The sequence below is a fragment of the Pseudomonas sp. LBUM1661 genome (assembly GCF_059695925.1).
Genome location: NZ_CP166794.1, coordinates 2,451,144 through 2,477,133 on the forward strand (window position 1 = coordinate 2,451,144; position 25,990 = coordinate 2,477,133).

The 25,990-nt window shown below is 61.3% G+C and carries 21 protein-coding genes; 16 read left to right on the forward strand and 5 right to left on the reverse strand.

The window, feature by feature from the left end; all coding sequences use genetic code 11:
* Positions 1-126 precede the first annotated feature (126 nt).
* Entirely contained in the window at positions 127-798 is a 672-nt protein-coding gene (locus ACA057_RS11365) for a phosphoribosyltransferase (RefSeq protein WP_497348336.1), read from the forward strand.
* A gap of 198 nt (positions 799-996) precedes the next feature.
* Here ACA057_RS11365 and ACA057_RS11370 read toward each other — a convergent pair whose 3' ends face one another.
* Positions 997-1,755 (reverse strand): SDR family oxidoreductase, encoded by a 759-nt coding sequence (locus tag ACA057_RS11370; protein ID WP_497348338.1) that lies wholly within the window; start codon positions 1,753-1,755, stop codon positions 997-999.
* 192 nt (positions 1,756-1,947) lie between these two features.
* Here ACA057_RS11370 and ACA057_RS11375 point away from each other — a divergent pair, with 192 nt between their 5' ends.
* The 4 genes from ACA057_RS11375 (at position 1,948) to ACA057_RS11390 (ending at position 7,075) form a co-directional block, all read left to right on the forward strand.
* Positions 1,948-2,517 (forward strand): YceI family protein, encoded by a 570-nt coding sequence (locus ACA057_RS11375; RefSeq protein ID WP_497348340.1) that lies wholly within the window; start codon positions 1,948-1,950, stop codon positions 2,515-2,517.
* A gap of 42 nt (positions 2,518-2,559) precedes the next feature.
* Positions 2,560-3,564 carry a patatin-like phospholipase family protein gene (locus ACA057_RS11380; protein WP_497348342.1) on the forward strand — a complete coding sequence of 335 codons (1,005 nt, stop codon included), beginning with the start codon at positions 2,560-2,562 and terminating at the stop codon, positions 3,562-3,564.
* Positions 3,565-3,744: 180 nt separating this feature from the next.
* Positions 3,745-5,646, forward strand: a complete 1,902-nt coding sequence (locus ACA057_RS11385) for a hypothetical protein (RefSeq protein ID WP_497348344.1) — start codon at positions 3,745-3,747, stop codon at positions 5,644-5,646.
* Between the two features lie 4 nt (positions 5,647-5,650).
* A complete protein-coding gene (locus tag ACA057_RS11390; RefSeq protein WP_497348346.1) occupies positions 5,651-7,075 on the forward strand; it encodes an MBL fold metallo-hydrolase in 1,425 nt (474 codons plus the stop codon).
* 91 nt (positions 7,076-7,166) lie between these two features.
* Here the strand turns inward: ACA057_RS11390 and ACA057_RS11395 are convergent, their stop codons facing one another.
* The gene (locus ACA057_RS11395; RefSeq protein ID WP_497348348.1) at positions 7,167-10,580 is read right to left on the reverse strand and encodes an Ig-like domain-containing protein; all 3,414 of its coding nucleotides are present in this window, start codon (positions 10,578-10,580) and stop codon (positions 7,167-7,169) included.
* A 318-nt stretch (positions 10,581-10,898) separates the two neighbouring features.
* Between ACA057_RS11395 and ACA057_RS11400 the strand changes: the two genes are divergently transcribed.
* The 4 genes from ACA057_RS11400 (at position 10,899) to ACA057_RS11415 (ending at position 15,911) form a co-directional block, all read left to right on the forward strand.
* A complete protein-coding gene (locus ACA057_RS11400) occupies positions 10,899-11,408 on the forward strand; it encodes a sigma-70 family RNA polymerase sigma factor (RefSeq protein WP_497348350.1) in 510 nt (169 codons plus the stop codon).
* A 3-nt stretch (positions 11,409-11,411) separates the two neighbouring features.
* Positions 11,412-12,365: a FecR domain-containing protein gene (locus ACA057_RS11405; RefSeq protein WP_497348352.1), complete on the forward strand. Its 954-nt coding sequence runs from the start codon at positions 11,412-11,414 to the stop codon at positions 12,363-12,365.
* 116 nt (positions 12,366-12,481) lie between these two features.
* A complete protein-coding gene (locus ACA057_RS11410; protein ID WP_497348354.1) occupies positions 12,482-14,971 on the forward strand; it encodes a TonB-dependent siderophore receptor in 2,490 nt (829 codons plus the stop codon).
* Between the two features lie 250 nt (positions 14,972-15,221).
* Complete coding sequence (locus ACA057_RS11415; protein ID WP_497348356.1) at positions 15,222-15,911, forward strand: GNAT family N-acetyltransferase; 690 nt, start codon at positions 15,222-15,224, stop codon at positions 15,909-15,911.
* A 340-nt stretch (positions 15,912-16,251) separates the two neighbouring features.
* Here ACA057_RS11415 and ACA057_RS11420 read toward each other — a convergent pair whose 3' ends face one another.
* Together ACA057_RS11420 and ACA057_RS11425 are read right to left on the reverse strand one after the other, a co-directional pair.
* Entirely contained in the window at positions 16,252-17,379 is a 1,128-nt protein-coding gene (locus tag ACA057_RS11420; protein ID WP_497348358.1) for a DmpA family aminopeptidase, read from the reverse strand.
* Positions 17,380-17,530: 151 nt separating this feature from the next.
* The gene (locus ACA057_RS11425; RefSeq protein ID WP_497348360.1) at positions 17,531-18,634 is read right to left on the reverse strand and encodes a polyamine ABC transporter substrate-binding protein; all 1,104 of its coding nucleotides are present in this window, start codon (positions 18,632-18,634) and stop codon (positions 17,531-17,533) included.
* Positions 18,635-18,745: 111 nt separating this feature from the next.
* Here ACA057_RS11425 and ACA057_RS11430 point away from each other — a divergent pair, with 111 nt between their 5' ends.
* Positions 18,746-19,519, forward strand: coding sequence for a helix-turn-helix transcriptional regulator (locus ACA057_RS11430; RefSeq protein WP_497348362.1), 774 nt, complete (start codon positions 18,746-18,748; stop codon positions 19,517-19,519).
* A 125-nt stretch (positions 19,520-19,644) separates the two neighbouring features.
* On the opposite strand, the gene ACA057_RS11435 is transcribed toward ACA057_RS11430, so the two are convergent.
* Positions 19,645-20,586 carry a class I SAM-dependent methyltransferase gene (locus ACA057_RS11435; protein ID WP_497348364.1) on the reverse strand — a complete coding sequence of 314 codons (942 nt, stop codon included), beginning with the start codon at positions 20,584-20,586 and terminating at the stop codon, positions 19,645-19,647.
* A gap of 268 nt (positions 20,587-20,854) precedes the next feature.
* Between ACA057_RS11435 and ACA057_RS11440 the strand changes: the two genes are divergently transcribed.
* The 6 genes from ACA057_RS11440 (at position 20,855) to ACA057_RS11465 (ending at position 25,940) form a co-directional block, all read left to right on the forward strand.
* The gene (locus ACA057_RS11440) at positions 20,855-21,472 is read left to right on the forward strand and encodes a cytochrome b/b6 domain-containing protein (RefSeq protein ID WP_497348366.1); all 618 of its coding nucleotides are present in this window, start codon (positions 20,855-20,857) and stop codon (positions 21,470-21,472) included.
* Positions 21,469-22,254, forward strand: coding sequence for a molybdopterin-dependent oxidoreductase (locus tag ACA057_RS11445; RefSeq protein WP_497348368.1), 786 nt, complete (start codon positions 21,469-21,471; stop codon positions 22,252-22,254). Before ACA057_RS11440 ends, ACA057_RS11445 begins: the two co-directional genes overlap by 4 nt.
* A 71-nt stretch (positions 22,255-22,325) precedes the next feature.
* Complete coding sequence (locus tag ACA057_RS11450; RefSeq protein WP_497348370.1) at positions 22,326-22,592, forward strand: pentapeptide MXKDX repeat protein; 267 nt, start codon at positions 22,326-22,328, stop codon at positions 22,590-22,592.
* A 360-nt stretch (positions 22,593-22,952) separates the two neighbouring features.
* Positions 22,953-23,465: a formaldehyde-activating enzyme gene (fae, locus tag ACA057_RS11455; protein WP_497348372.1), complete on the forward strand. Its 513-nt coding sequence runs from the start codon at positions 22,953-22,955 to the stop codon at positions 23,463-23,465.
* A gap of 10 nt (positions 23,466-23,475) precedes the next feature.
* Positions 23,476-24,510 (forward strand): aldo/keto reductase, encoded by a 1,035-nt coding sequence (locus ACA057_RS11460; protein ID WP_497348374.1) that lies wholly within the window; start codon positions 23,476-23,478, stop codon positions 24,508-24,510.
* Positions 24,507-25,940, forward strand: coding sequence for an NAD-dependent succinate-semialdehyde dehydrogenase (locus tag ACA057_RS11465; protein ID WP_497348376.1), 1,434 nt, complete (start codon positions 24,507-24,509; stop codon positions 25,938-25,940). Before ACA057_RS11460 ends, ACA057_RS11465 begins: the two co-directional genes overlap by 4 nt.
* The last annotated feature ends 50 nt before the right edge of the window (positions 25,941-25,990 follow it).

A 25,990-nucleotide genomic window follows, 5' to 3' on the forward strand; every position in this document is an offset into this window, starting at 1 on the left:
ACGCCGGGGAGGCAATCGGCGGGCGCGTGCGTCATGGCTGAGCTTGATGTCAGCCACTGTCAGACCGACAATCCGGAGTGACCGTGATGCGAACCGTCAGGCGTGATCGCCTGGGGAGGTTTTCCAATGAGTCCCTCATCGTCAACCCTCTTGCAGGACCGGGCCGCGGCCGGTCGGCGTCTGGTGGAACCGCTGCTCAAATACGCACATCGCGCTGATGTGATCGTTCTCGCCTTGCCCCGTGGCGGGGTGCCGGTGGCCTATGAAGTGGCTGCTGCGCTGGAAGTTCGCCTCGACCTGATGCTGGTGCGCAAGCTCGGGGTGCCGTCCCATCAGGAGTTTGCGATGGGCGCCATTGCCAGCGGTGGCATCCAGATTCTCAATGAGCACGCGTTGCGCATGCACCCGATTGACAAGGCCGCGTTCGATGCCGTGGTCGCCCGGGAAACCCGCGAGCTGTTACGGCGTGAGCAGGTTTACCGGGGAACGCGCGCGCCGGTGCAACTCAAGGATCAGGTGGTGATCCTGATCGACGACGGCCTGGCGACCGGAGCCTCGATGATGGCGGCGATCCACGCGGCGCGGGTGCACGCGCCGGCGCGCATTGTTGTGGCCGTGCCGGTGGCGCCGATTGAGACGGCGCAAGCGCTGCGCAGTGAAGTGGATGAGTTGATTTGCCCGGTCATGCCGGATTGGTTCATGTCGATCGGGCACTGGTACATGGATTTTTCCCAGACCTCGGATGCTGAGGTGATCAGGCTGTTGCAGCGGGCTTGGCTGCGAGAGGCGGGTGATTAGTGGGTGACGATCAGTGCGCTCGCGGGATGACGCGTTGGTCGGTATTGATGTTGGCTGTGCTGACGTCTTCGCGGGCAAGCCCGCTCCCACAGGGATTGGTGGTGAGCCCGTTTTGTGTGACCACCCGGAATAAAATGTGGGAGCGGGCTTGCCCGCGATGACGGTGTGTCAGGTAACGCGGGTGCTTACTGACATGACTCAGGATGCATGCGCCGGGCTCCTTAGCCAATCGTCAAACCTCGTCGACCCAACAATGGGATTCTCCCCCGGCGTCAGCGATTGGTCGTTGATCGGCGCGCCGAAGTACGGAACCGTGTCGTCCGAAACCGCTTGGCGTGGGTCCTTGATGTGCTGCAAGTATTGCGTGACGAACTCGACCAGCGGTTTGCGCTCAGGCCCGGCGACTTCCACGGTCTGGTTGCTCGGTGCTTGCAGGGCAATATCGGTCAGTGCCGCCGCGACATCGAGCGAGGCAATCGGTTGCAGCGCGGCGGAGGTCAGGTGGATGGTGTCGCCGTCTTCGCGGCCCGAGTAGGCAATGGCGCCGATGAATTCGAAGAACTGCGTGGCGCGGACAATGGTGTAGGGAATGCCGGACTTCTTGATCAGTTTTTCCTGCGCCATTTTGGCCCGGAAGTAGCCGCTTTCCAGCATCCGCTCGGTGCCGACGACGGACAGCGCGACATGGTGTTTGACCCCGTCGATTTTCTCCGCCGCGATCAGGTTGTGCCCGGCGGTTTCGAAGAAGTGCAACGCCGCGTGATCCTCGAAGGAGGGCGAGTTCGCCACGTCGACCACCACATCGGCGCCTTGCAGTGCCTCCTTCAGTCCTTCGCCGCTGATGACGTTGACGCCGGTGCTGGGTGACGCCGCCAGCGCTTCATGCCCCAGCGCCTGCAAGTTTTTGCAGAGTTGGCTGCCGATCAGCCCGGTGCCTCCGATGACGACGATTTTCATGGCCGGTCTCCGATGCGGTGAGTGCTGGAGCCATTAAACACCTGCGGGGGTAGGCGCATGGTGTGAAATCCGTTCGGCCGACAGGTGGTCGGAAGTCAGTACATTGGGTGGAATAAAGGGCGGTTCTTTGCTTTAGTCCACTAACGTTGGTTTGGGTGCCACTCACGACGGGCGCCCCAACCGGAGAACACCATGACCCCTCGATTGCCTCGTTCCACTGCATGGGTTGCCGCGCTGGTATTCGGCGCGTTGCCGTGCGCGCAAGCGGCCCAATATACGCAAGTGAATGAGACCGCCAGCACCATCTCCTTCACTTACAAGCAGTTCAGCTCGCGGGTCTATGGCACGTTCAGCAAGTTCAAGGCCACGCTTGATTTCGACACAGCGGCGCCGTCGGCCGCCCATGCCGCGCTGACCATCCAGCTCAACAGCATCGATGCCGGGAGCAGCGACGCCAATGACGAACTGCAAAAGCCTGCCTGGTTCGACACCGCGAAGTATCCCGAGGCGACGTTTCAATCGACCGGCGCAAAAGCGCTGGGTGATAACCGCTATGTGATCACCGGCAAACTCACGCTCAGGGGCGTTACTCAGGTCGTGGAAGTACCGGTGCTGCTGAAGGCCGAGAACGCCATCGGGATCTTTGAAGGCCAACTAAAGCTCAAGCGCAGCGACTTCAAAATCGGTGACGGTGAATGGGCCGACACCGCTGTCTCCGACGTCATCAACATCAAGTTCAAGATGGTTGCGCCACAGCAGTAGCGCTGTTCCACGCTTCTTCTATCAAGGGAGCTCACCATGTCAGTGATTATCAACGGCGAAAACAAACGCATCGGTCTGGCCATGTCGGGCGGCGGCTTTCGAGCGGCTGCGTTTCACCTGGGCGTCATGCGCGAACTGGACAGCCACGGGCTTCTCGACAAGCTCGATCTGCTGAGTTGCGTGAGCGGCGGCAGCATCGCCGGTGCCACGGTGGCGTTGAACTGGAGCGCGGCCAATAAACTGGATGTGCTCGACACTTACTTGCGTACGCGCTCGATTGCGGTGTCATCGTTTATCGCCGGTTCGCTCGATCCGTTCGAGTCGCGGCTGGATAAGTTGGCAGGCGCCTACGACAAGGATTTGTTCCTGAAGAAAAAGCTGGTAGCGCTGAGTAACGGGCCGCGTATTTATCTGAATGCCACCAACCTCTCGACCGGCAATATGTTCTTTTTCGTGGCCGGCGGCGGTAAGGATTGCGAGATGGGCGAGCATGAACTCGGGGTCATACCGGCGCTCGATTTCCCGATCTGCCAGGCGGTTGCGGCGTCATCGGCATTTCCGCCGGTGTTTCCGCCGTTAAGGCTCGATTCCAGTACCTACGGCCCCGCCGCCAACGTTGAATACGTGACGCTGACGGATGGCGGGGTGTACGACAACATGGCGGTCAACCCCTTGATTCGCGACCGGAACGCGCTCGATTACCTGATTGTCAGCGACGGAGGGAAGCCTTTTGCCAATAACAGCCGACCGACCGAATCCGGCGCCATCGTGCTCAAGGCCGGGCTCGACATCATGATGGAGCAGATCCGCGGGCTGGAGTTTGACCGGCTTCAGTTCCGGTTTCTGGCGGGGAAGGGGCCCAAGCCGATGTGGTTTTCGATCGACAGCCGCACGGGCGAGGCGCAGAAGGGCGACGCGGCGTTTGCCTCATCGATCGACACCAACCTGAGCCGCTTGTCTTCGGAAGAAATGGAAGTGCTGACCCGCCACGGCGCGTCACTGGTGAAGGCCCGGCTAAAGGCCTATGCCCCCGAGCTGCTTCCCTAGCGAACCCAATCAAATGTGGGAGCAGGCTTTGCATCAAGGTGAGGTCCGTTTTCAGCTCAGGTTCCCGCAGAAGATAGCCTGATGACCGTCGGCCGGTCACCGAAACGGCACCTCGGGGTTAGGCGCCGATAAGTCATCTATGCTTCTGCTGATTCTAAAAAAATGCGGAAGGCCGGGTCGATGAACAGCTATCCACCGCCACCGATGCGCAGGCTTCGGGTTTATGCGTTTGACCCGCAGGCGTCTACGCAGTTGGAGACCGCCCGCATCAGCCACGCGACCATTCAGATTCCCTGGGAAGAGCGCTGGGAAGCGAAGGTGCAGCCGGGTCCGGTCAACGAGTACTTTGAAGTCATCGATATCGACCCCAGCAGCGGCCAGTTTTACGACCCGGTGGATCTTAACGACCGGCATCTGTTGGCGCAGGACGGGCTGACGCCGTCCGAAGGTGATCCGCGTTTCCACCAGCAGATGGTGTTCGCCGTGGCGATGAAAACCGTCAAGCTGTTCGAGCGCGCACTCGGGCGAAAAGTGTATTGGTGCCCGCGCTGGGACGAGAAAACCTCGTCGTATCAGGAAGTGCGCAAACTGCGCATCTACCCGCATGCGCTGCGCGAGGCCAATGCCTATTACAGCAAGGAAAAGAAGGCCTTGATGTTCGGTTACTTCAAGGCCTCGATCACCGATCCCGGGGCCAATCTGCCGGGCAGTTGGGTGTTCACCGCGCTGTCCCACGACATCATCGCCCACGAAACCACCCACGCCATTCTTGATGGACTGCACCGTCGCTACAGCGAAGCGACCAGTGCCGACAGCCTGGCGTTTCATGAGGCTTTTGCCGACATCGTGGCGCTGATGATGCATTTCACCTTGCCCGAGGCCGTGTCCAAGTACGTGGCCGCCAATGGCGGCAACCTCAACCAGCGTTCCTGGCTGAGCGGCCTGGCGCGGCAGTTCGGCGAAGCGACGGGGCGTTACGCGGCGTTGCGCGAAGCCATCGACGACAAGGACAGCCAGCAGTTGCCTGATCCATCCCTGCTGGCGAAGGTGCGCGAGCCCCACCAGCGCGGTGCCATTCTGGTCGCGGCAGTGTTCGACGCGTTTGTCAGCATCTATGAACAACGCTCGTCCGATCTGTTGCGCCTCGCCGATAGCGGCGGCAAGGCGAGCACTCGCCTGCCACCGGAACTGGTGCAGCGCTTGACCCGTGAAGCCATCAAGTCGGCGGATCACGTTCTGCGCATGTGCATCCGCGCGCTGGACTACTTGCCGCCGGTGGATGTGCGGTTCGGTGAATTCTTGCGGGGCATCATCACCGCCGACACCGATCTGATTCCGGACGACCCGATGCAATATCGCCTGGCGATGATTCAGGCGTTCCGGCGTCGTGGAATATTGCCCGAGAACTGCCTGTCATTGGCCCCCGACAGCCTGCTGTGGGAAACCGCTGACGTCGACCTCGAGGTCAAAGACCTGTTGAACGCGCCCAAAGACACGCACGCGCTCGACATCACCCCGCAATACCAGCGACACAAGGGTTTTCGCCAGGCCGAGCGCAATCGCAAGATTGTCTGGTACTGGATGATGAAGGTTTGCGATTCGACACCGGGTTGGGCCGATGCGCTGGGCGTGGTTTTCAATACCGAGCGAACTGAGCGGTACATCGCCGGCAGCCTGTTTCCCCGATTTAACGCCACCCAGCCGGCGGTCGAGGTGCACTCGGTGCGGACCTGCCGTCGAGCCGGGCCCGACGGGCAGGACCTGCGCCAGTTAGTGATTGAAGTGACGCAAAAGCGCCAGGGATTCTTGGACCCTGCAAAGCAGAATGTGCAGGATCAGCAGGACCTGGCGAGCAGCACGCCACCGCTGACCAGCGACTTCCTGTTTCGCGGCGGCGCGACGCTGATCATCGATCTGCGCGATGGCAAGGTCCGCTACGTCATTCGCAAGCGCATCGATGACGGAGCAAGACTGGCTTGCCAGCGGCAGTTCCTCGAGACCGGCACTGACAGTCTGGCACTGACTTACCGAGGCGCCTGCGCCGAAGATAATCCGTTCGCCATGACCCACCGTGGAGTCTGACGCCATGACCACCCGTCCATCAGCCGGCACGGTATCGGTGCGCATGTACCGGGGCATTCTCGGCGACTGTTTCTTGCTGCGCCATCAGCTGGAGAATGCCGAGGTCAAGCACATCCTGATCGACTGCGGCGTATTGCAGGGCGTCGCGAAAGCCAGGGACCGGATGAAAGAGATAGTCGGCGACCTTCTTGCCACCACCGGCGGCAAGTTGGACCTGCTGGTCGTCACGCATGAACATCACGATCACCTGTCAGGGTTCCTGTACGAGCAGGAAGCGTTCAAAAACCAGTTCGAGATCCGTGAGTTCTGGTTGGCCTGGACGGAAAACCCTACCGACCCCCAGGCCGTTGCGTTGCACCAGCATTTCGACAAGGCCAAACAGGCGCTGTCGGCGCTGGCCGGTCAGCCGAAAATGGCCGCCTTGAAGGAACAGAATTTACACATCAAGACCGTGTTGGACCTGAGTGCATTCATGGGGGTCACCGGCGGCGCTCGTCCGACCGGGGCCAGCACCTTGCAGATGCTCAAGGACAAAGCCACGCCGGCGCGAACGCGTTTTCTGGAGCCGGGCGATGTCGTTGCGCCGACCGGCATCGCCGGTCTCAAGGCCTTCGTGATGGGGCCGCCCAGAGATGAAAAACGCTTGCGCAAGGACACACCGTCGCAAGGCGCGGCCAAGGAGGTGTACCTGACCAATGAGGAAGATGCCCACGCCATCGAGCTTCAGGTAGGGCACCTCAACGGCGTGCCGGTGCCGGCGCTCGACCTGCCTTTCGCGCGCCCGCATCAACGGCCGCTGGACCAGGTGAAACAGCAACCGGCGAAGGACCACACGCTCACCCAAAAGCTGTACTTCGACCCCGCTTCAGCGCAGCGGCAAATCGATGACGAGTGGTACTCATCGGCCGAGACGCTGGCGCTGAAAATGGACTCCGACACCAACAACACCAGCCTGGTACTGGCCTTCGAACTGCCGGACCAGCAGGTGCTGTTGTTTCCGGGGGATGCGCAGGTGGGCAACTGGCTGTCGTGGGCCGATCAGACTTACCCGCGCACGCCCGATCCGGCACAGGGCGCGGCACTGTCCGTCGATGACATACTGGCGCGCGTCACGCTGTACAAAGTCGGCCACCATTGCAGCCACAACGCCACGCTGCGGCAATTGGGGCTGGAGAAAATGACCGATAACAGGTTGGTGGCGATGATCCCGGTGGTCACTCAAGTGGCTCAAAATAATGACTGGAACATGCCGTACCCCGACCTTTATCAAGCGTTGAAAGATAAAACCAGCGAGCGTGTGTTGATTGGCGACAGTGACGTCGCCGAGGAAACCGCGACGTTCATGAAGACCCCGACCGCCGCGCAAAACCGGGCGGTGCTGGACTATCACCCAACGGGCTTGTGGGTCGAGGTCAAGATTTCCTTCTGACAGCTGCTACAGGGCGTTGCGATGTTTTGATGGTGGAAAACAAACAACGCCCGGTCCACATTACATGGACCGGGCGTCATTCGAAGTGGCGTCAGTGCACGGCGATCGGCGCCGTCACCGTCTTACCGAAGGTCGAACTGAGGGTGACGGTCGGGTTCGGTGTCGGCCCGGCGCCGGTGGTGGTGACCGACACTCTCCAGCGAGCGCCGCTGCCGGTCGGGGTGAGGGTCGCATTACCCAGGCTGAGCGGCCCTGCCGTGGTCGTCGCGGTGACCGTCAGCGTGTTGCCGGTGCCGCGCGACGTGGTCCCGGCCAGGTCCCAGGTGTAGCGGTTATTGCTGCGGACCGTGACCGAAGCACTGGTGACCACCAGCTCTTCGTTGACCGCTGCGCCCGCGACGGCCACCGACACCGTTGCCGGTGGAGAGACCGCGTCCTTGGCGTCACTCGCCTGATAGGTGAAGGTCGCGGTGAACGGTGCGGTGACAGTGGCCGGTGGCGTGTAGATCACGCGCACGCCGTCGGTGCTGACCGTGCCCATGCCGGAATCCGGCTGGCTGAGGCCGACCACTTTGAGCGGCAGGTTGCCGTCTGGGTCGGTGTCGTTGGCCAGCACGTTGATGGTCACCGGTTGGCCGTTGTTGCTGGCGGCACTGTCGGGGTTGGCCACGGGTTTTTTGTTCGTACCCTCCTGATCGTCATCATCGCCGTTGTCACCGTCGCCTGGGGTGCGGAAGGTGGGCAGGGCGGCGGAGTTCACGTAGGTGACACCGTCCCAGCCGGGCAGGGGCGTTGGCATCATCTGGAACTGCCCCGGATGCTCGATATCCCAACGCAGTAACATCGACGAGTCCTCGTGCTGGGTGTTGTGGCAGTGCTCCATGTAAGTCCCGGCAAACTCGCGGAAGTGGATGGCCATTTCGACATCCACCGAACTGTCGATGCCTTCGCCGATGCGATACACGTCCTTGCGTGCGCCTTTTTCCCATTCCGGCGGCGCCTTGCCGTCGCGGCTGAGGATGATGCCTTCCTCGAAATGCACGTGCACCGGGTGGTTCCAGCCGTTGCCGCCATTCTTGATTTTCCACACTTCCAGCGTGCCGTCGCCGCTGAAGCCGCCATCGGTCGGGCCGTTGGCCAGTTGCGGCGCCGCGCTGATCCGCCGGGCATCCATGCTGTAGCCAAAACCGCCGTCAGTCTTGACGGTCCACGGTGCTTCGTCGGTGCCATCGGAACGGCCAAAAATGAACTCGCGATGCCGTGCCAGTTTGATCTTGGCCTGGTCGGTGGGACTGTCGCGATTGAGGGTCAGCGGGATCATGATCTTGCCGGCCGGTTTACCCGGTTTGGCCGGTTCGTAGGCCACCGGGTCCATGCTCACGTCCTGGCCGGAATAGGGCTGCACCACCAGTTGCAGGAATTTGCCCACCACCGGGTCGCCCTTGTCCCATTCCGGTCCTTTGCTGCCCTGCTTGATCACCGCTTTGTACTTCCCGGACAACACGTCGGCCAGGCTCAGGCCGTTCTTCTCCGGACCCTTGCCGGTTTTGTGTTCCATCAGGTTGACGAAGTACAGTTTGTCGCCGGTCTTGATCCCGTTTTTCGCGAAGTTGATGATGATGTCGAAGCGTTCGGCGATGCCTTGGGTCGGCAGGATCGCATTGTGGTTTTGCCGGTCGCCATCGCCGTCCAGGTCCATGCTGCCATCGAAGGGTATGGCGTGTTCCATGAGGTTGCCGTCGTTGCCGATCATGTGGAACGGCACCCTGGCGTAGGACACCCCGGACCCCGACGGCCCGGGAAACTCGCCGCCGTTGCCGGCGATTTCACGCACCACGGCAATCTTGAAGTAGCGCGACACCGAGCCGTTGAGAATGCGGAAACGATAGCTGCGCGCGCGCACTTTCAGGCGCGGTTGGTACTGCCAGTTGACCAGGATCTGGTCGCCCAGAAAGCCATCGGTGTTGAACGGGTTGAACCACAACTGGCCGTTCTGATCCCAGGCCTTGTCCGCCACGACCAGGTTGACGTCGTAGTCGCGGTTGCCCCAAGGCAATGCCGAGCCACTGGGCAGGCGCAGGTTGACGCCATCTTCAATCGCTTCGTTGCCGCGATCCAGGGCGCTGTAGTAGTTCATCATCACCGCGTTGCCCTTGTAGACGTTCTGCGCGGTGAAATCGAGCATGTGGTCGTGGAACCAGTGGGTGCTCATGGTTTCGCGCCAGTCGCCACGAATCTTGATGGTGCCGTTTTCACAGGTCTTGAGACCGGGACTGGCGTCGTTGACGAACAGTTTTTCACCGGGTGCGCAAGGGAACGCCGCGCGCGGGTCCTGCGCCGTGGTGTTGATGGTGTCGTAACCGGCCAGTTGCACCGGCCAGCGATAGTCGTAGTACTGCCCCGGAAAGAAGAACGCGTTGGCATAGCCGTCGCTTTCGGCCGGGGAGTGACCGTTGTGTTCGTGGGTGCTGATGGTGTGCAGGCCAAATCCGGCGTTGGCCGCGGGATCGATCGGCAGGGCATTGTAGTGACGCATCAGTAGCGGTTGGCCGTAGCGGACCATGAGCAATTTGGGCGGCACGGTGCCGTCGAAGGTCCACAGCGAGTTGTGATTCTGCACCGGCATTTTCGAATGGAAGCGCACGTCGATGCCCTTGGTCGTGCCCGTCGTTTCGGGAATGTCGGAGGTCTGGTAGTAGAGCCCGCCGGGGCCGAACTCGCCGACGGCGTAGTTGTGCAATTGCTTGCGGTCACGCATACCCAGGTTGGTCCGGGCACCGGCTTGCACCGTCTTGAAATCGACCTGCGGATAGAACTCGTTCCAGCGCTGGTGCGACCAGCCTTTTCCCGGTGGCCGCCCCTCGGCCGGCGAACCCACCGGTTGGCGGTTGAGGAAGGTTTCGATTTGCGCCTTCCAGGGGTTGCGGTCCAGCACATTGGAGAACTGCGCCGGAAATGGGTACAGCCCCGGCTGACGCATAAAGGCGTCCAGCGCCGCACTGGCGGGACCGCTGCGGGCGACGATGTTCGGGTCCTGCTGCGGTGCCGGGCCAACGGTGGGAACGGGGAAGGTCAGGGGCGGCGCCGGGATCGTCGGGTCGAGTTTTTCCGTGCCGAATTCCTCGAACAGCAGCAGCTGCTGGCTGAACGGTTCGGCCCCGAACAACGGGCTGGGTTTGCCATTGGTGGGGAAGTTGAACGAGGTCTGCGCGGCAGGCGGCAACACGTTATCCGCACGCGGTGTATTGCGGTCGCCGTACGCGCCGTTGGGCAGGGCCAATGAGCCCTGGTTGGTCTCCGGCATGGTTTTCAAGGCTTCCAGCGCAGCGGCGGCTGCTATGGGATCGGCGGGCGGGTTGTAATAGGCCGAGGGGTCCGTCGGTGGTGGCTGGCTTACATCGTCCAAGGGGGCCGCGCTGACGGTGCCCAAGCTGGCAGTGATCAGCATCACCGAAGCCACACTTGAACCCCGTAAGCAACTGAACATGGGTGTTGCGCTTTTCATTTGGTTTCCCCTTGCGTCATGCCAGATTGGCGAAACCCGCCATCCCCGGCGTGGGGACGACAACTGCGGTGTGGGGGCCGTTGCAACAGGCGAGCCAAGGGCGAAAGCCAAAAAAAAAAGCTCAGGCTTATTAATAAGTTGTTTCAGATTGTTTCAGAAGCGATGCGGTCGGCGGTGGGGGATATTCCTCATTAACGGGGAAAACGCCTTGATTTCATTGGGTTGCTTTCACCAAACGCGGGTGGTCTTGCCAAAATGTATCGGCTTGGAAGAAAATGAGAGTCATTATCAAATAAATCATGTGTCGGGCCTTTTCCCATGTCCTCCGTCGACCTCTCGCTGCAACGCGCTGTGCATACGCTTTACGAGGACCATCACAGCTGGCTCTGTGGCTGGCTGCGCAAGCGACTGGGCTGTGTCGACAATGCGGCGGACCTGGCGCAGGACACCTTCATCCGCGTGCTGACCCAGCGCAAAGCCCCGGAACTGCGCGAGCCGCGTGCCTACCTGAGCACCGTGGCGCGCAGCTTGATGATCGACATGTTCCGCCGTAAGGCCCTGGAACAGGCCTACCTGGAAACCCTCGCGGCAATTCCGGAGCCGGTGGCGTTCTCCCCCGAAACCCGCACGCTGGTCATCGAAACCCTGATGGAAATCGACAGGCTGCTCGATGGCTTGGGTAGTCGGACCCGTGAGATTTTCCTCATGGCGCAACTCGATGGCCTGAGCTACGTCGAGATCGGCCGTCGGTTGAACGTGTCGGTGACCACGGTCAAGAAGCACGCCGTGCGCGCCCTGACGCACTGTCTGCTGTTGCTCGAGGACTGAGCCGTGGCCCGTTCGCAGTCCCTGGACCACGCGACCCTTGAGGCCGCCGCTCGCTGGTATGTCGACCTGCGTGGCGAGGTGCCGGACGAGGCCACCCGTGAAGCGCATCGGCGCTGGCTGGAACGCGATCCGCGCCATCAGCAAGCCTGGGAACGCCTTGCGCGCTTGCAGGACACATTCGGTCAGGTCGCCCCCGGCATCGCTCGGCCGACACTGGCCAGCGCCCGCGCCAAACGGCGTGATGTGCTCAAGGTCTTGTCGATTCTGTTGGCGTCGGGCGCGGCGGGCACGTTGGCCTGGAACACTACGCCACTGCCGACATTGATAGCCGACCAGCGTACCGGCACTGGCGAACGCCGCCGCGTGAGCCTGAATGACGGCAGCCAATTGCAACTGAACACGGCCACGGCGGTGGACATTCGCTACAGCACAAACCTGCGCGAAATACGCTTGCTCCGGGGCGAAATCCTGATTGAAACCGCGCGCGACGATCTGGCCCGGCCATTCGTTGTGCACACCGCCGAAGGCAGCATTCGTGCGTTGGGGACCCGCTTTATCGTGCGCAGCGAGGCGGGGCGCACGCACGTCAGCGTGCAGGAGCATGCGGTGGAGGTGCGCTCCGCCCACCTGCAGGGTTCTGCGGTGCGTGTCGACGCCGGTCAGCAACTGAGCTTTCGCCAGAATCAGATTGATCCGGTGCAGCGAGCCAACCCTCAGGCCGATGCCTGGACCCGCGACATGCTGGTGGTCAATGACTGGCGCCTCAGCGATTTCATCGAAGAATTGCAGCGTTACCGTCCCGGTCATCTGGGGTGTGATCCGGCCATTGCGGCATTGCGCATTTCCGGTGCTTTCCACCTCGGCAATACCGACACCGTCCTCGACAATCTGACCTCGACCTTGCCGGTGCGCATTCGGCGTTTCAGCCGCTATTGGGCCAGCGTGGAGCCGGTTTGAGTGTTTATCCGAAAAAAATTCTGTTGGGGGGTTGTTGATTCAGATTCTCATTCGACTTTGTAGGTAGAGGCGCAATCGACGCCGCCATCCACTGCCACCGGGCGATAGGAAACTGCATGACCCCTCGCACTCCCCACATCCGCAAACCTTCCAACAAACCTTCAGCCAGCCCCTTGAACCGTGCGGTACACGCCGCACTGCTTGGTATGGCGCTGATCGTCCCGCTGGGGATGGCGGTCGTGGCACAGCCGGCCTGGGCGCAGACCGATGTCGAAACGCAATTCGATATCCCGGCCGGTTCGCTGGGCCAGGCCTTGACTCAATTCGCGTCCACCGCCGGTGTGACGGTGTCTTTCGATCCGGTGCATGCCGGCGGTCAGAAGTCGCCGGGGTTGCGTGGCCGCTACACGGTCGATGCCGGTTTGCGCCAGTTGCTCGCCGGCAGCAAATTGCAGGCGGTGCGTCACGACAATGGCAGCTATTCACTGTTGCCGGTCGTGGATTCCGGCGCGGCGCTGCAACTCGGCGCAACCAGCATCTCGGGCCAGGCCATCGAGTCGGCCTACGGACCGGTCGACGGTTATGTGGCCACCCGCAGCGCCACCGCCACCAAGACCGACACGCCGATCCTCGAAGTGCCGCAGACCATCAACGTGGTGACCGCGCATCAGGTAGAAGTGCAGGGCGCCCGCAACCTGACCCAAGCCCTGCGCTACACGCCAGGGGTGAACACCGGCGGTTTCACCGACCGCAACTCGATTGCCGACGAAATCACCAGCCGTGGTTTCGCCCCCACGCCGTTGTACCTGGACGGTGCCTACATTCCTTACGCCGGTAGCTTGGGCGGTGCGCCGCAAATCGACCCGTACACGCTGGAGCGCATCGAAGTGCTCAAAGGCCCGTCGTCGGTGCTCTACGGGCAGAACCAGCCGGGCGGCCTGATCAACATGGTCTCCAAACGCCCGACCAGCGAACAGCAAAACCAGATCAAACTGGGCGCGGGCAGCTACAACCGGGTCAACGGCGCCTTCGACACCAGCGGCCCGATCGACGATCAGAAACAGTTCAGCTATCGCCTCGTCGGCGTCGCCAACAAGGGCAACGAACAAGTCGACCACAACAACAGCGAACGCATGCTGTTGGCGCCGAGCCTGACCTGGGCACCGACTGAAGACACCGCCTTGACCTTGCTGGCGCAGATTCAGCGTGATGACGGGCTGCCGGATTATCAATCGCTGCCGAGGATCGGTTCGCTTGAGCGAGGCCCCAACGGCGAGCGAATCAACCGGCACTTCTTCTCGGGTGACACCCACTTCAACGACTACCGGCGCGACCAGTACGTCTTCGGTTATGACTTCAGCCATAACCTCACCGACGACCTGAAGTACCGCTCCACCGCGCGCTACACTGACGTGCGCGATCAATACAAGGGCTTCTACCTGCGCAGCTTCGTCACCGATTCGGACGGCGTGACCGATTTCACCCGCGCCAACCGCGCCAAGGTCGACTGGCGCCAGCACAACATCGCTTACACCCTCGATAACAACCTGGAATACAAGTTCAACACCGGGGCGCTGGAACACACGACCCTGGCGGGCGTCGACTATCGCCATTTCACCCGCAAGTACGACGGCTACAACGCCAACAACGTGCTGCCGGTCGACCTCTACGGCAAGAACAACTACGACACAAGCAGCGTGACGCCTGAGCTGACCACCAAATGGGACAACACCCTGCGCCAGACCGGCGTGTACCTGCAGGACCAGATCAAACTGGACAAGTGGATCCTGACCATCGGCGGTCGTCAGGACTGGGCGGAGCTCGACAACAAGGACTTGCTGGCGTCGACCCACGAAGCCAAGCGCGACAATCAGTTCACCGGTCGTGTGGGCCTGACCTACGTCACGGATTTTGGCCTGGCGCCCTACGTCAGCTACTCCGAATCGTTCCTGCCGACCCTGGGCACCGCCGCCCCCGAGCGCGGCGGCAAGGCCTTCGAACCGACCAAGGGCGAACAATATGAAGTGGGCGTGAAGTACCAGCCGTTCGACAAAACGCTGATCACCGCGTCGGTGTATCAGGTCAAACAGAAGAACGTGCTGACGGGCGACGACGACTACCCGGAGTACATGGCGCAGAGCGGCGAGGTGCGTTCCCGTGGCGTCGAACTGGAAGTCAAATCCAGCATCGACAACGTCGACGTGTTGGCGGCGGCCAGCTACATGGACTCGTTCTACACCAAGGACACGTGGGGCAATCAGGGCAACCGCAACGAAGCACAGTCGCCGGTATCCGCTGCGTTATGGGTGGATTACCACTTCACCCAAGCCAGCCTCAATGGCCTGACCTTCGGCGCCGGAGCGCGCTACACCGGGCGCAAACCGGGTGATGCGGCCAACTCGTTCGACGTGCCATCCTATGTTGTCTACGACACCACCCTCCGCTATGACATGGGCAAACTCGACCCCAGCCTGCGGGGTTTGCAGACGCGCCTGAACGTGCAGAACGTCTTCGACCGCGAATACGTGTCGGACTGCAACTATTCGTTCGGCTGCTACTACGGGCAGGAGCGGGTGGCTTCGGTTGAGATGAGTTACGACTGGTAACTGGGGTATGAGCGCTGCTGGGTGGTGCTGCGCCTGACGCCTTCGCGGGCAAGCCCGCTCCCACAGGATCTCTGGTGCTGCGCAAACTGTGTGAACGACAAAAAAACTGTGGGAGCGGGCTTGCCCGCGATGAGGTCGGTACATCCAGCACAATGGTTGACTGTTTTCCCCAACATCACCATCAACGCCAGTCATTCGGTCAGGCGCGCTATGATAGGCGGCCACCGCCCCCCCGGAGTCAGCCCCCGCAATGCCCCAGATCACCCATTTCAAAACCCCGTGCCCCGAGCACATCAATAGCCAGATCCTGCAGATGGTGGTCGACTACCTGACCGACATCAGCCTGGTCGCTATCCCGCCGAGCAACCTGTTGTACAACGTGTACCAGTACGCGATCGGCTACGAAGTTCACCTCTATCTGGAGGCGTTGAACGGGGCGAAAGGGCTTGCCGTGGAATTGCTCGTTGCGACTGACGATGACGACCCGGAAAAGGTCCTCGGCTTTTTGCTGTACCTGCCCGTCAAGGACGACCCCGACGCCTGCGCCGTGGCGTACATGGCCGTGCAGGCCGGGCATCGGCGCCAGGGGATTGCCCGGCGGATGCTGCGGGAGATGGTCGGCCGCTATCCGCATGCCGAGCTGACCTGTGCCGTGGCCAAGGTGCCGTATTTTGAGTCGATGGGCTTTCAGGTGCTGGGCGTGCGCGGCACGCAGGTGCTGATGAACACCCGTGATCACGGCACCGATGGCTTGCGGGCCTTGCTCGACGTGGCGTCGATCTACAGTTCGCTGGAGGTGCGGCAGATTCATACCTACCTGCTGCAAAAACACGGCAAGCGGGCGATGCTCGATGCGGAGAAACAGCGTGACCGGCATCTGGATCAGATGACTTACAAGGCCAATGAGTTTGTCCGCAAACGTCTGGGCCATCTCGATTAACTGTGGAAGCGAGCCTGCTCGCGATGAGGTCATCACATCCAACATTGATGGCGCCTGACCCACCGCTTCGCGAGCAGGCTCGCTCCCACAGGGGAGTTGTTGTGGGTTTTAGAATGTTCAAAGCCCGGTCAAATGCCGGGCTTTTTCTTGTCTGGGTTTCGTACAGTTAAAAAAGAGCCTCAACGCTCTTTGATGGGGAGGAAGTAGAGCCCTTGAGGCTCAAGATGCACATGAAGCAAGTGGTGAGCTTGGTAGGGGTTCAGTGCACTCACCACTTACGCAACGGCTTGAGCAAACAAGCGGCTGCGCAGTTCTATCGTAGAAACGTGGGGTTTTGCGCTCAAGTACCGCTAGTCGAATCCCCCCGCCAGCCGGCGTTACGCAGGGCTTTGAGCAGCGTGTCGGCATCCAGTCCCGGCACCGCATGGCCATTACCCTCGGCGGTATCGGAAGCCAGCAAGGCATTGATGATCGCTTCCTCCACGGCTTCGGTCGCGGCGAGGAACAACTCGCTGATGTGGTCGTTGTTGACCATGCTCAGGTTGGCGGTTGTCGGCGCCTTCTTGCTTTCATAAGCGGCGGGTGGCACATCATTGCCGGTCGCAAAGGCAATGAAAATGTCGCCGCTGTGGTCTTCATTGCCGCCGCCGGTACGGGCAAGTCCGAGGCTGGCGCGTTGGGCCAGACGCGTGCACTGATGCGGCAACAACGGCGCATCGGTGGCCAGGCAGACCACGATCGAACCCATGCCCGGATGCGGCAGCGAAGCCTTGAGGAACGGCGAGTCAGCCTGTTCCATGTAGCGCCCGACGGGGTAGCCATCGACACGCAATTCGTTGCGGATGCCGTGGTTGGCCTGAACGATGGCGCCGACGGTCCAGCCGCCCTGAGCGCTGTTCAGCCGTCGCGAAGCGGTGCCGATGCCGCCCTTGAATTCATGGCAGATCATGCCGCTGCCACCGCCGACGCATCCTTCAGTGACCGGGCCACCCACCGCTGTGCGCAAGGCTTCAGCCACATGCTCGACCTTCACGTGGAAGCCGTTGATGTCGTTGAGCAGGCCGTCGAAGGTTTCCAGCACCACGGGCATGTTCCAGTAGAGTCGCCCGTCGTCCGGCTGCTGCTCACGGTCCAGTACGATCAGCGCATCGCGCACCACGCCCAGGCTATGGGTGTTGGTGAAGGCGATCGGGCTGGTCAACAGGCCGGCCTCGCGAACCCACTCAAGGCCGGTCGCATCGCCGTTGCCGTTGAGCACATGGACGCCGGCAAAACACGGTTGCAGGCTGGTTGAACCGGCACGCGGCTCGATCACGGTGACGCCGGTGAGGATGTCGCGTCCGTTGGCGGTGCGGCCTCGCACATTGCTGTGGCCGACGCGTACGCCAGGCACATCGGTGATGGCGTTGAGCGGGCCGGGTTGCAGTTGGCCGAACTGAATGTTCAGGTCACGGGCACGTGGTTTCATAGATTTTCTCATCTTCAATTCCTGGCAAAAAAAATCGGGCTGGTTGGGCGCAGAACCTGTGGGAGCGGGCTTGCCCGCGATAGCGGTATGTCAGACGACATCAAAGTTGGATTTGATGGCCTCATCGCGGGCAAGCCCGCTCCCACAGGGTTTACTGGCCGTTTTTGACCTTGCTCCAGATCCGCGTCCGCACACGTTCGGTGGCGGGCGGCAATGGCTGCAGGGTGAACAAGGTGGCAAGGGCCTCGGCCGATGGGTAAACGGCTGGGTTGTTGCGAGTCGCCTCGGCCACCAGCGCTGTGGCATTACGATTGCCGTTGGGGTAGTTGAGGTGGTTACTGACCGGGGCGATGACATCGGCGCGCATCAGGTAGTCGATGAAGGCCAGACCTTGTTGCGGATGCGGAGCGTCCTTGAGCAACACCAACGTGTCGAACCACACCGGCGCGCCTTCCTTCGGCAAGCTGTAGGCGATCTTCACGCCATTGCCGGCCTGCTCGGCGGTGGCCTTGGCTTCCAGCATGGCGCCGGACCAGCCCACCGCGACGCAGATGTTGCCGTTGGACAGGTCGCTGATGAACTTCGACGAGTTGAAGTAGGCGATGTGCGGGCGCAGTTTCAGCAGCAGCGCTTCGGCCTTTTTGTAGTCCTCGGGGTTGGTGCTGTTCGGCGGCAGGCCCAAGTAGTGCAAGGCGACCGGCAGCATTTCCGACGGCGAGTCGAGCATGGCCACGCCGCACTGGCCGAGCTTGGCCAGGTTCTCTTCGTTGAACACCAGGTCCCAGGAATCCACCGGCGCCTTGTCGCCCAGCGCGGCGCGAACCTTGTCGACGTTGTAGCCGATGCCGTTGGTGCCCCACAGATACGGCACGGCGTACTGGTTGCCGGGATCGTTGTTGGCCAGTTTCGCCAGCAAGTCCTTGTCCATGTTTTTGAAATCAGGCATCTCGGCGTGATTCAGCGGTGCGAGGGCGCCGGCCTTGATCAAGGTCGGCAGGCTGAAGTTACTGGCCACCACCACGTCATAGCCGCTGCGGCTGGTCAGCAGTTTTCCTTCCAGGACTTCGGCGCTGTCGAAGGTGTCGTAGACCGGCTGGATACCGGTGTCACGCTTGAAGTCATGCAGGGTGTTGGGGCCGATGTAGTCATACCAGTTGTAAACGTGCACAGTCGGGCCATCAGCGGCAACCGCCGACAGCGAGACCGCCAGACAGGCGCCCATCCCCAGATTGAAATACGAGCGGTGACGACTCATGATGCGGCACTCCTGGCCTGCTGCAGGCCGGTGATGAACAGGTGCTTGCAGCGTATCGACCGGGGCTGGATTCACCCATTCCCATCATGGGTTACTCGAAAGGGGTAGTGCGTGGACGCGTTGTTGAAAGAGTTACCGGTGCACCACGGGCTGGCGCGGGTATTTGCCGCGGTGGGCCAGGACGGTTTCTGGCGTGCGCTGGTGGACACCTTGCGGTTGCTGGTGCCGCTGGACAACGCGTTGGTCGCGGTGATGCGGCCGGGGCGAGTGCCGCGCCTGCTGATCGATTTCGACACTCAGGGCAGCGGTGACGAGCATGAAGAACTGGCCGACTACAGTGCCGGCATGTACCTGCTCGATCCGTTTTATCAGGCGGCTTGCGCCGGCATTGGCGACGGCCTGCACAGCCTCGAATCGGTGGCGCCCGACCAGTTCCAGCAAAGCGAGTATTACCTGAGCTACTTCCGCACCGTGGTTGGTGGTGACGAGTTGCAGTTCATGATCAACCTCGATGGCGCCGTGCTTGGTCTGTCCCTCGGTCGCTCGACGCGCTTCACCCTTGAAGAGCAGGGCCGCCTGCTCTGCGTGCGCGACTGGGTACTGGCGGCGATGCGCCGACACCTGCAATTGCAGCCGCCGGAAGGGTCGGTCGCCGAGGCGGTGGCCGGTGACCTGGCGACCCTGTTGGATCGCTTCGATGCGCGCCTGTCGGTCCGGGAAATCGAAACGGCGCGGCTGATTCTGCAGGGCTTCTCCAGCAAAGCCATCGCCCAGCACATGGGCATTTCCCCGGAGACGGTGAAGGTGCATCGACGCAACCTCTATCACAAGCTCAACGTGAATGGGCACGGTGAATTGTTTGCGCTGGTGTTGCAGCCGCGTTGACCGGGGGGAGCACTGAAAGTCTCCTGTGGGAGCGAGCCTGCTCGCGAAGAGGTCGGCACATTCAATATTGATGTCGGCTGACACGACGCCTTCGCGAGCAGGCTCGCTCCCACGGAAAGCGGAACTCAATCCCCGAGCTTGAACACCAACGCCTTCAACCCGGCCTCCGCATCGGCGTCCGGAAACTCCGGTGGATTCTCCAGCCGTTGTTCAAACCGCAGGCTCGGCGCTTCGCGGGTGACGCCGTCGATGAGGAAGTCCGAACCGAACGCCGGGTCGTTCATGCAGGCCAGCACCGTGCCCTGCGGGCTGAGCAGTTCCGGCAGGCGGCGCAACACGCGCTGGTAGTCCTTGGTCAATAGAAAGCTGCCTTTCTGAAACGACGGCGGGTCGATGATCACCAGGTCATAAGGGCCTTTGCCGATCACCTTGCCCCAGGATTTGAACAGGTCGTGGCCAAGAAACGTGACTCTGCCCAGGTCGTGGCCGTTGAGGCGGTGGTTGTCGCGGCCACGGCTCAGGGCCGGGCTGGACATGTCGAGGTTGACCACGTGCGTCGCGCCACCCTCGATGGCCGCCACCGAGAATCCGCACGTGTAGGCGAACAGGTTCAGCACCCGTTTACCCTCGGCATTGGCCCGCACCCAGTCGCGCCCGTAGCGCATGTCGAGGAACAGGCCGGTGTTCTGTTTGCGGCCCAGGTCCACCCGATACTTCAGGCCGCCCTCGGTGATCGTCAGTTCGTCGATCTCGTCCCCCAGCAACCATTCGGTGGTGCTTTGCAGCAGGTAGCGGTGTTGCAGCAATAGCGTATGGGCGCCGGATTGTGCCCACTGCGGCGATTGAGTGATTGCCATCAGCAGCGCTTTCAAATCGTCCAGCTGCGAGGGCTCAGGCTCTTTGAACAGCGACACCAGCACCACGCCCTGCAGCCAGTCGACCGTCAATTGTTCCAGCCCCGGCCAGCACCGGCCACGACCGTGGAACAGCCGACGGGTTTCTGCGGGGGCCGTTGCCAGGGCCGTCAGCAAATGGGCGTTGAGGGTGGAGAGGGCGTCTGAGTTCATCGGGCAGCGTCGGCAATTTGAAGGGGCGGCATTTTAACCACAATTGCGCCACGAACGGGCCACACAAAACCCCTGTGGGAGCGGGCTTGCTCGCGAAGAGGCCATTACATTCAACATTGAGGGCGCCTGACACACCGCCTTCGCGAGCAAGCCCGCTCCCACCGGTTAATGGGCGGTAGTTATCACGATTAATTTAACTTTACGTGAGGATTTGGCGATCTACCGGCCCCCATACTCGGCTCCAACGAACAACAACCGGGAGCCAGACATGTCGACGTCAGTTGCTTCACCCAGGCCCAGCCATCCTCGCTGGCTACGGTTGACCCATTGGCTGAACGCCCTGGCGGTGCTGGTCATGGTGACCAGCGGTTGGCGCATCTACAACGCTTCGCCCCTGTACGACTTCAGCTTTCCCACGTCGATCACGCTGGGTGGCTGGCTTGGCGGCGCGCTGCAATGGCATTTCGCGGCGATGTGGTTTCTGGCCGCCAACGGCCTCGTCTACCTGCTCATCAACCTCTTCAGTGGTCGTCTGAAACGGCGCTTCTTCCCGGTTTCGCCCTCAGGTGTTCTGCATGACCTGGGTGCAGCGTTGAGAGGGCGGTTGGGGCATGCCGATCTGAGTCATTACAACCAGGTGCAACGGCTGGCGTACCTGTTCGTGATGGTCGACACCACGCTGTTGGTGATTTCCGGGCTGGTGCTGTGGAAGTCCGTGCAGTTCCCGTTATTGCGCGAACTGCTGGGCGGCTACGAAGGGGCGCGGCACGTGCACTTCATCGCGATGTCGCTGTTGGTGGCGTTCGTCGCGGTGCATCTGGTGATGGTCGCGCTGGTGCCCAAAACATTATTGGCGATGATTGTCGGTCGCAAGGAGCCGGTATGAAAAAGCGCATCGAAGGCTCTGGGCTGGACGAATCATCCATCCTGACCGACGCCAGGAAAATCATTGCTCCGCAGATCGAGGACCGTTCTCGTCGCGCTTTCCTGATGCGGGGCCTGACCCTCGGCGGCGTGGCGATGTTGTCCGGTTGCAACCTCACTGACAACGAAAGCGTCGAGACCGCGCTGTCCTCCATGTCCCGGTTCAACGATCGGGTGCAAGGCTGGTTGTTCAACCCCAACGCGTTGGCGCCAACCTATCCCGCATCGATGATCACCCGGCCGTTTCCCTTCAATGCTTTCTACGGCATCGACGAGGCGCCGACGGTGGAGGAAGCGAGTTATCGACTAGAAGTCACCGGCCGGGTGGCGGACAAGCGCACCTGGCGGCTTGAAGAGTTGCGCGCCATGGCCCAGACCGAGCAGATCACCCGGCACATTTGCGTTGAAGGCTGGAGCGCAATCGGGCGCTGGGGCGGTGTGCGGTTCAGCGACTTCCTGAAACGGGTCGGCGCCGACACCGATGCCAAATATGTCGGTTTCAAGTGCGCCGACGACTACTACACCAGCATCGACATGGCCACCGCACTGCATGCGCAAACCCTGCTGACACTGACCTACGACGGCGCGGTGTTGCCTCGCGAGTACGGCTTCCCGATGAAACTGCGCATGCCCACCAAGCTTGGCTACAAGAATCCTAAACACATTCAGGCGATTTTCGTCAGCAACACCTACAGCGGCGGCTACTGGGAAGACCAGGGCTACAACTGGTTCGGCGGTAGCTGACGATGCTTGTTAACTTCCCGGCGCAGCCACCGCTGCGCTCATTCGTAACCTGTGCTTCAAGGAGTTTCGTCATGAAAAAGCTGACCACCGTTGTGCTGTCCATGTGCCTCGCCGTAGGTGCCGCCAGCGTCTTTGCCGCCGACACCATGAGCAACGACAGCATGAGCAAGGACTCGATGTCCAAAGACTCGATGTCCAAAGACGCCATGCACAAAGACACGATGAAAAAGGACGCCATGTCCAAGGACACCATGAAGAAAGACAGCATGTCGAAAGACGCGATGAAAAAAGACGCCATGTCCAAAGACGCCATGAAAAAAGCCGCCCCGTCGCAATAACCACTGACACCCACACTCCCCCTGTAGGAGCGAGCTTGCTCGCGAAAGCGCCAGGTCAGTCAACATAGATGTTGAATGTGACACCGCCTTCGCGAACAAGCCCGCTCCACAGGTTTTTCACCAGGCTTTAGGGGGTATGACTTGAAGTCATGCCCTCATGACTTTTAATGGTTACAGCCCCGCAAACCCCCAGTGTTAAAAAATCGCAAACACAGCTCATCAACTACAAAAAAGAGCGTTTGCACCCATGACTCATCCTCACCGCCACGTCTTGCGCTCTTCGAACCCCGACATTTGCCACGCGACCCGAAACGTCCGCGTGCACTTCTGATCAACCAAAATCCCTGAAGAGAGCGACTCATGAAACAACTCGACTTGTACATCGGTGAAGGTTTCGAAGGCCCAGGCGTGAACGCCGCGCACATCAATATCCTGATCGGCCCGCGCAACGGCCCGGCCGGCCAGGCCTTCGCCAACAGCCTGGCATCGCCAAGCCAGGGCCATTGCCCGTTCATGGTGATTGCGCAGCCGAACATCCCGGTCAAGCCGATGACCCTCTATGTGAACAAGGCCGCCATCAGCAGCGACCTGCACGGCAACGCCACCTGGGGCGCCTCGCAAGCCGGTATCGCCAAGGCTGTGCTCGAAGCGCTGCTCGACGGCACCTTGCCGCCGGAAGCCGAAGACGAGTGGGCCATCGTCACCGCCAACTGGGTCAACCCGGCTTGCGATGACCTGGATGCGGTGTACCTGAACAACTACAACGCTTGCCGCACGGCGATCCGTGCCGCGCTGACCGGCAAGCCGGAAACCGCGCAACTGGCGGATGTGGTCGACCACATCAGCAACCCTTTCTATACCCCAAAAGCCTGAGGTCTGCGCCATGCAATATATCCGTTTGGGCAACTCCGGCCTGCAAGTCTCCCGCCTGTGCCTGGGCACCATGAACATGGGCACCCCGGACTGGAAACCATGGATCTTCGATGAAAAGAAGAGCGAGCCAATCGTCAAGCACGCGCTGGACAACGGCGTGAACTTCATCGACCTCGCGGACTTCTATTCCGCCGGTGTCGGTGAAGAAGTGGTGGGGCGTATCGTCAAACGCCTGGCACGTCGCGAAGACCTGGTGATCACCACCAAAGTCGGCTACGGCACCCGCACCGGGATCAACGCCAGCGGCCATTCGCGCAAGCACATCATGGACAGCATCGACGCGTCGCTGAAGCGTCTGGATATGGATTACGTCGATGTGTTCATGCTGCATTACTTTGACGTGAACACCCCGGTTGAAGAAACCATGAGTGCCATGAACGACATCGTGCGCTCCGGCAAAGCCCGTTACATCGGCGTGTCGACCATGCTCACCGGGCAACTGGCGAAGATCCTCATGGCCTGCGAGCGCAATGGCTGGGTCAAGCCGATCAACATGCAACTGCAATTGAACTGCGCCTACCGCGAAGAAGAGCGCGAGATGATTCCGTTCTGCCGTGACCAGGGGATTGGCGTTTCGGTGTTTAGCCCGTTGGCCCGTGGCTTGTTGACCGGTGACGCACAGTCGACGCGCAACCAGACCGACTTCTTCACCCAACAGATGTACAGCGACGAAGCCTCGTTCGAGATCGCCCATTCGGTGCAACGCGTAGCCCGTGCTCGTGGCGTGTCCAACGCACAGATCGCTCAGGCCTGGGTAGCCAACCATCCCGGCGTGGATTGCATGTTGGTCGGCGCCGACACCACCGCACAGTTCGACAGTGCCCTGGCGGCGCTGGAGACCCAACTCGATGCCGAAGAACTGCACGAGCTGGAACGCAACTACACCCCGTGCGACGTGATCAACGATTACACCGCCGGCAAACGCATTTTGCGTTCGGCCCGTCCGGGTCTGGAACGCTTCAACCTGACTGAGGCTGTGGCATGAGCGCGCTAATCCGTAACGGCAACTTCATCGACGGCCAATGGTCCAGCGGGGGGGCGACGTACCCGGTGCTGAACCCGGCCAACGGCGAGTTGATTGCCGAGGTGCAAAAGGCCGGCGCCGAAGACACTAACCGCGCCATCGACGCCGCCAACCGTGCATTGCCCGCCTGGCGCAAGTTGACCGCCAAGGAACGCAGCCAGAAGCTCAAGCGCTGGAGCGAGCTGATGTTGAGCAACCAGAAGGATCTGGCGACCTTGCTCAGCCGTGAACAAGGCAAGCCGTTGGCTGAAGCCATGGGCGAAGTGGTGTATGCCGCGAGCTTTCTGGAATGGTTCGCCGAAGAAGCCAAACGCGCTTACGGCGACGTGATCCCGAGCCACAAGGCCGATGCGCGGATCATCGTGGTCAAGGAAGCCATTGGAGTGGTCGCCGCGATCACCCCGTGGAACTTCCCGCTGGCGATGGTCACCCGCAAGGTCGGCCCGGCATTGGCGGCCGGTTGCACGATGATCCTCAAACCGTCGGAAGAGACGCCACTGTCGGCGTTCGCCCTGGCGGTATTGGCCGAGCAGGCGGGCATTCCGGCCGGTGTGTTCAACGTCGTTTCCGGCGACGCCGTGGCCATCGGTGGTGCGCTGCAAGCCTCCGGCGTCGTGCGCAAATTATCGTTCACCGGCTCCACCCGCACCGGCAAGTTGCTGATGCGCCAGGCGGCCGACACCTTGAAAAAAGTCTCGCTGGAACTGGGCGGCAACGCACCGTTTATTGTCTTCGACGACGCCGATCTGGACGCTGCCGTCAAAGGCGCCATGGCCTCGAAATTCCGCAACACCGGGCAGACCTGCGTTTGCGTCAACCGCTTCTTCATTCAGGACGGCGTCTACGAAGCCTTCACCGGCAAACTTGCTGAAGCCGTTGCCGCGATGCGGGTTGGCAGTGCGCTGGAGGGCGAGACCGAGCAAGGCCCGCTGATCAACGCGCAAGCGCTGGCCAAGGTCGAGTTGCATGTCGGTGATGCGCTGGAGAAGGGCGCCAAGTTGTTGTGCGGCGGTCGTCGTCATGCGTTGGGCGGCACGTTTTATGAGCCGACCATCCTCGTCGAAGCTAACAGCGACATGCTGATCGCCCAGGACGAAACCTTTGGCCCGGTGGCCGCTTGCTTCCGGTTCAAGGACGAAGCCGAAGTGCTGCAGCGGGCCAACGACACGCCCTACGGCTTGTCGGCGTACTTCTACAGCCGCGACATCGGCCGCGTGTGGCGCATGGCCGAAGGCCTGGAAGCCGGCATGGTCGGGATCAACGAAGGGATCATTTCCACGGAAGTAGCGCCGTTCGGCGGCATCAAGGAATCGGGCCTGGGTCGCGAAGGTTCGAAGTACGGTCTGGATGACTACTTGGAAATCAAATACCTGCTGATGGGCGGCCTGTAACACCCCACAAAACCTGTAGGAGCGAGGCTTGCCCGCATCGCTCGCTCCTA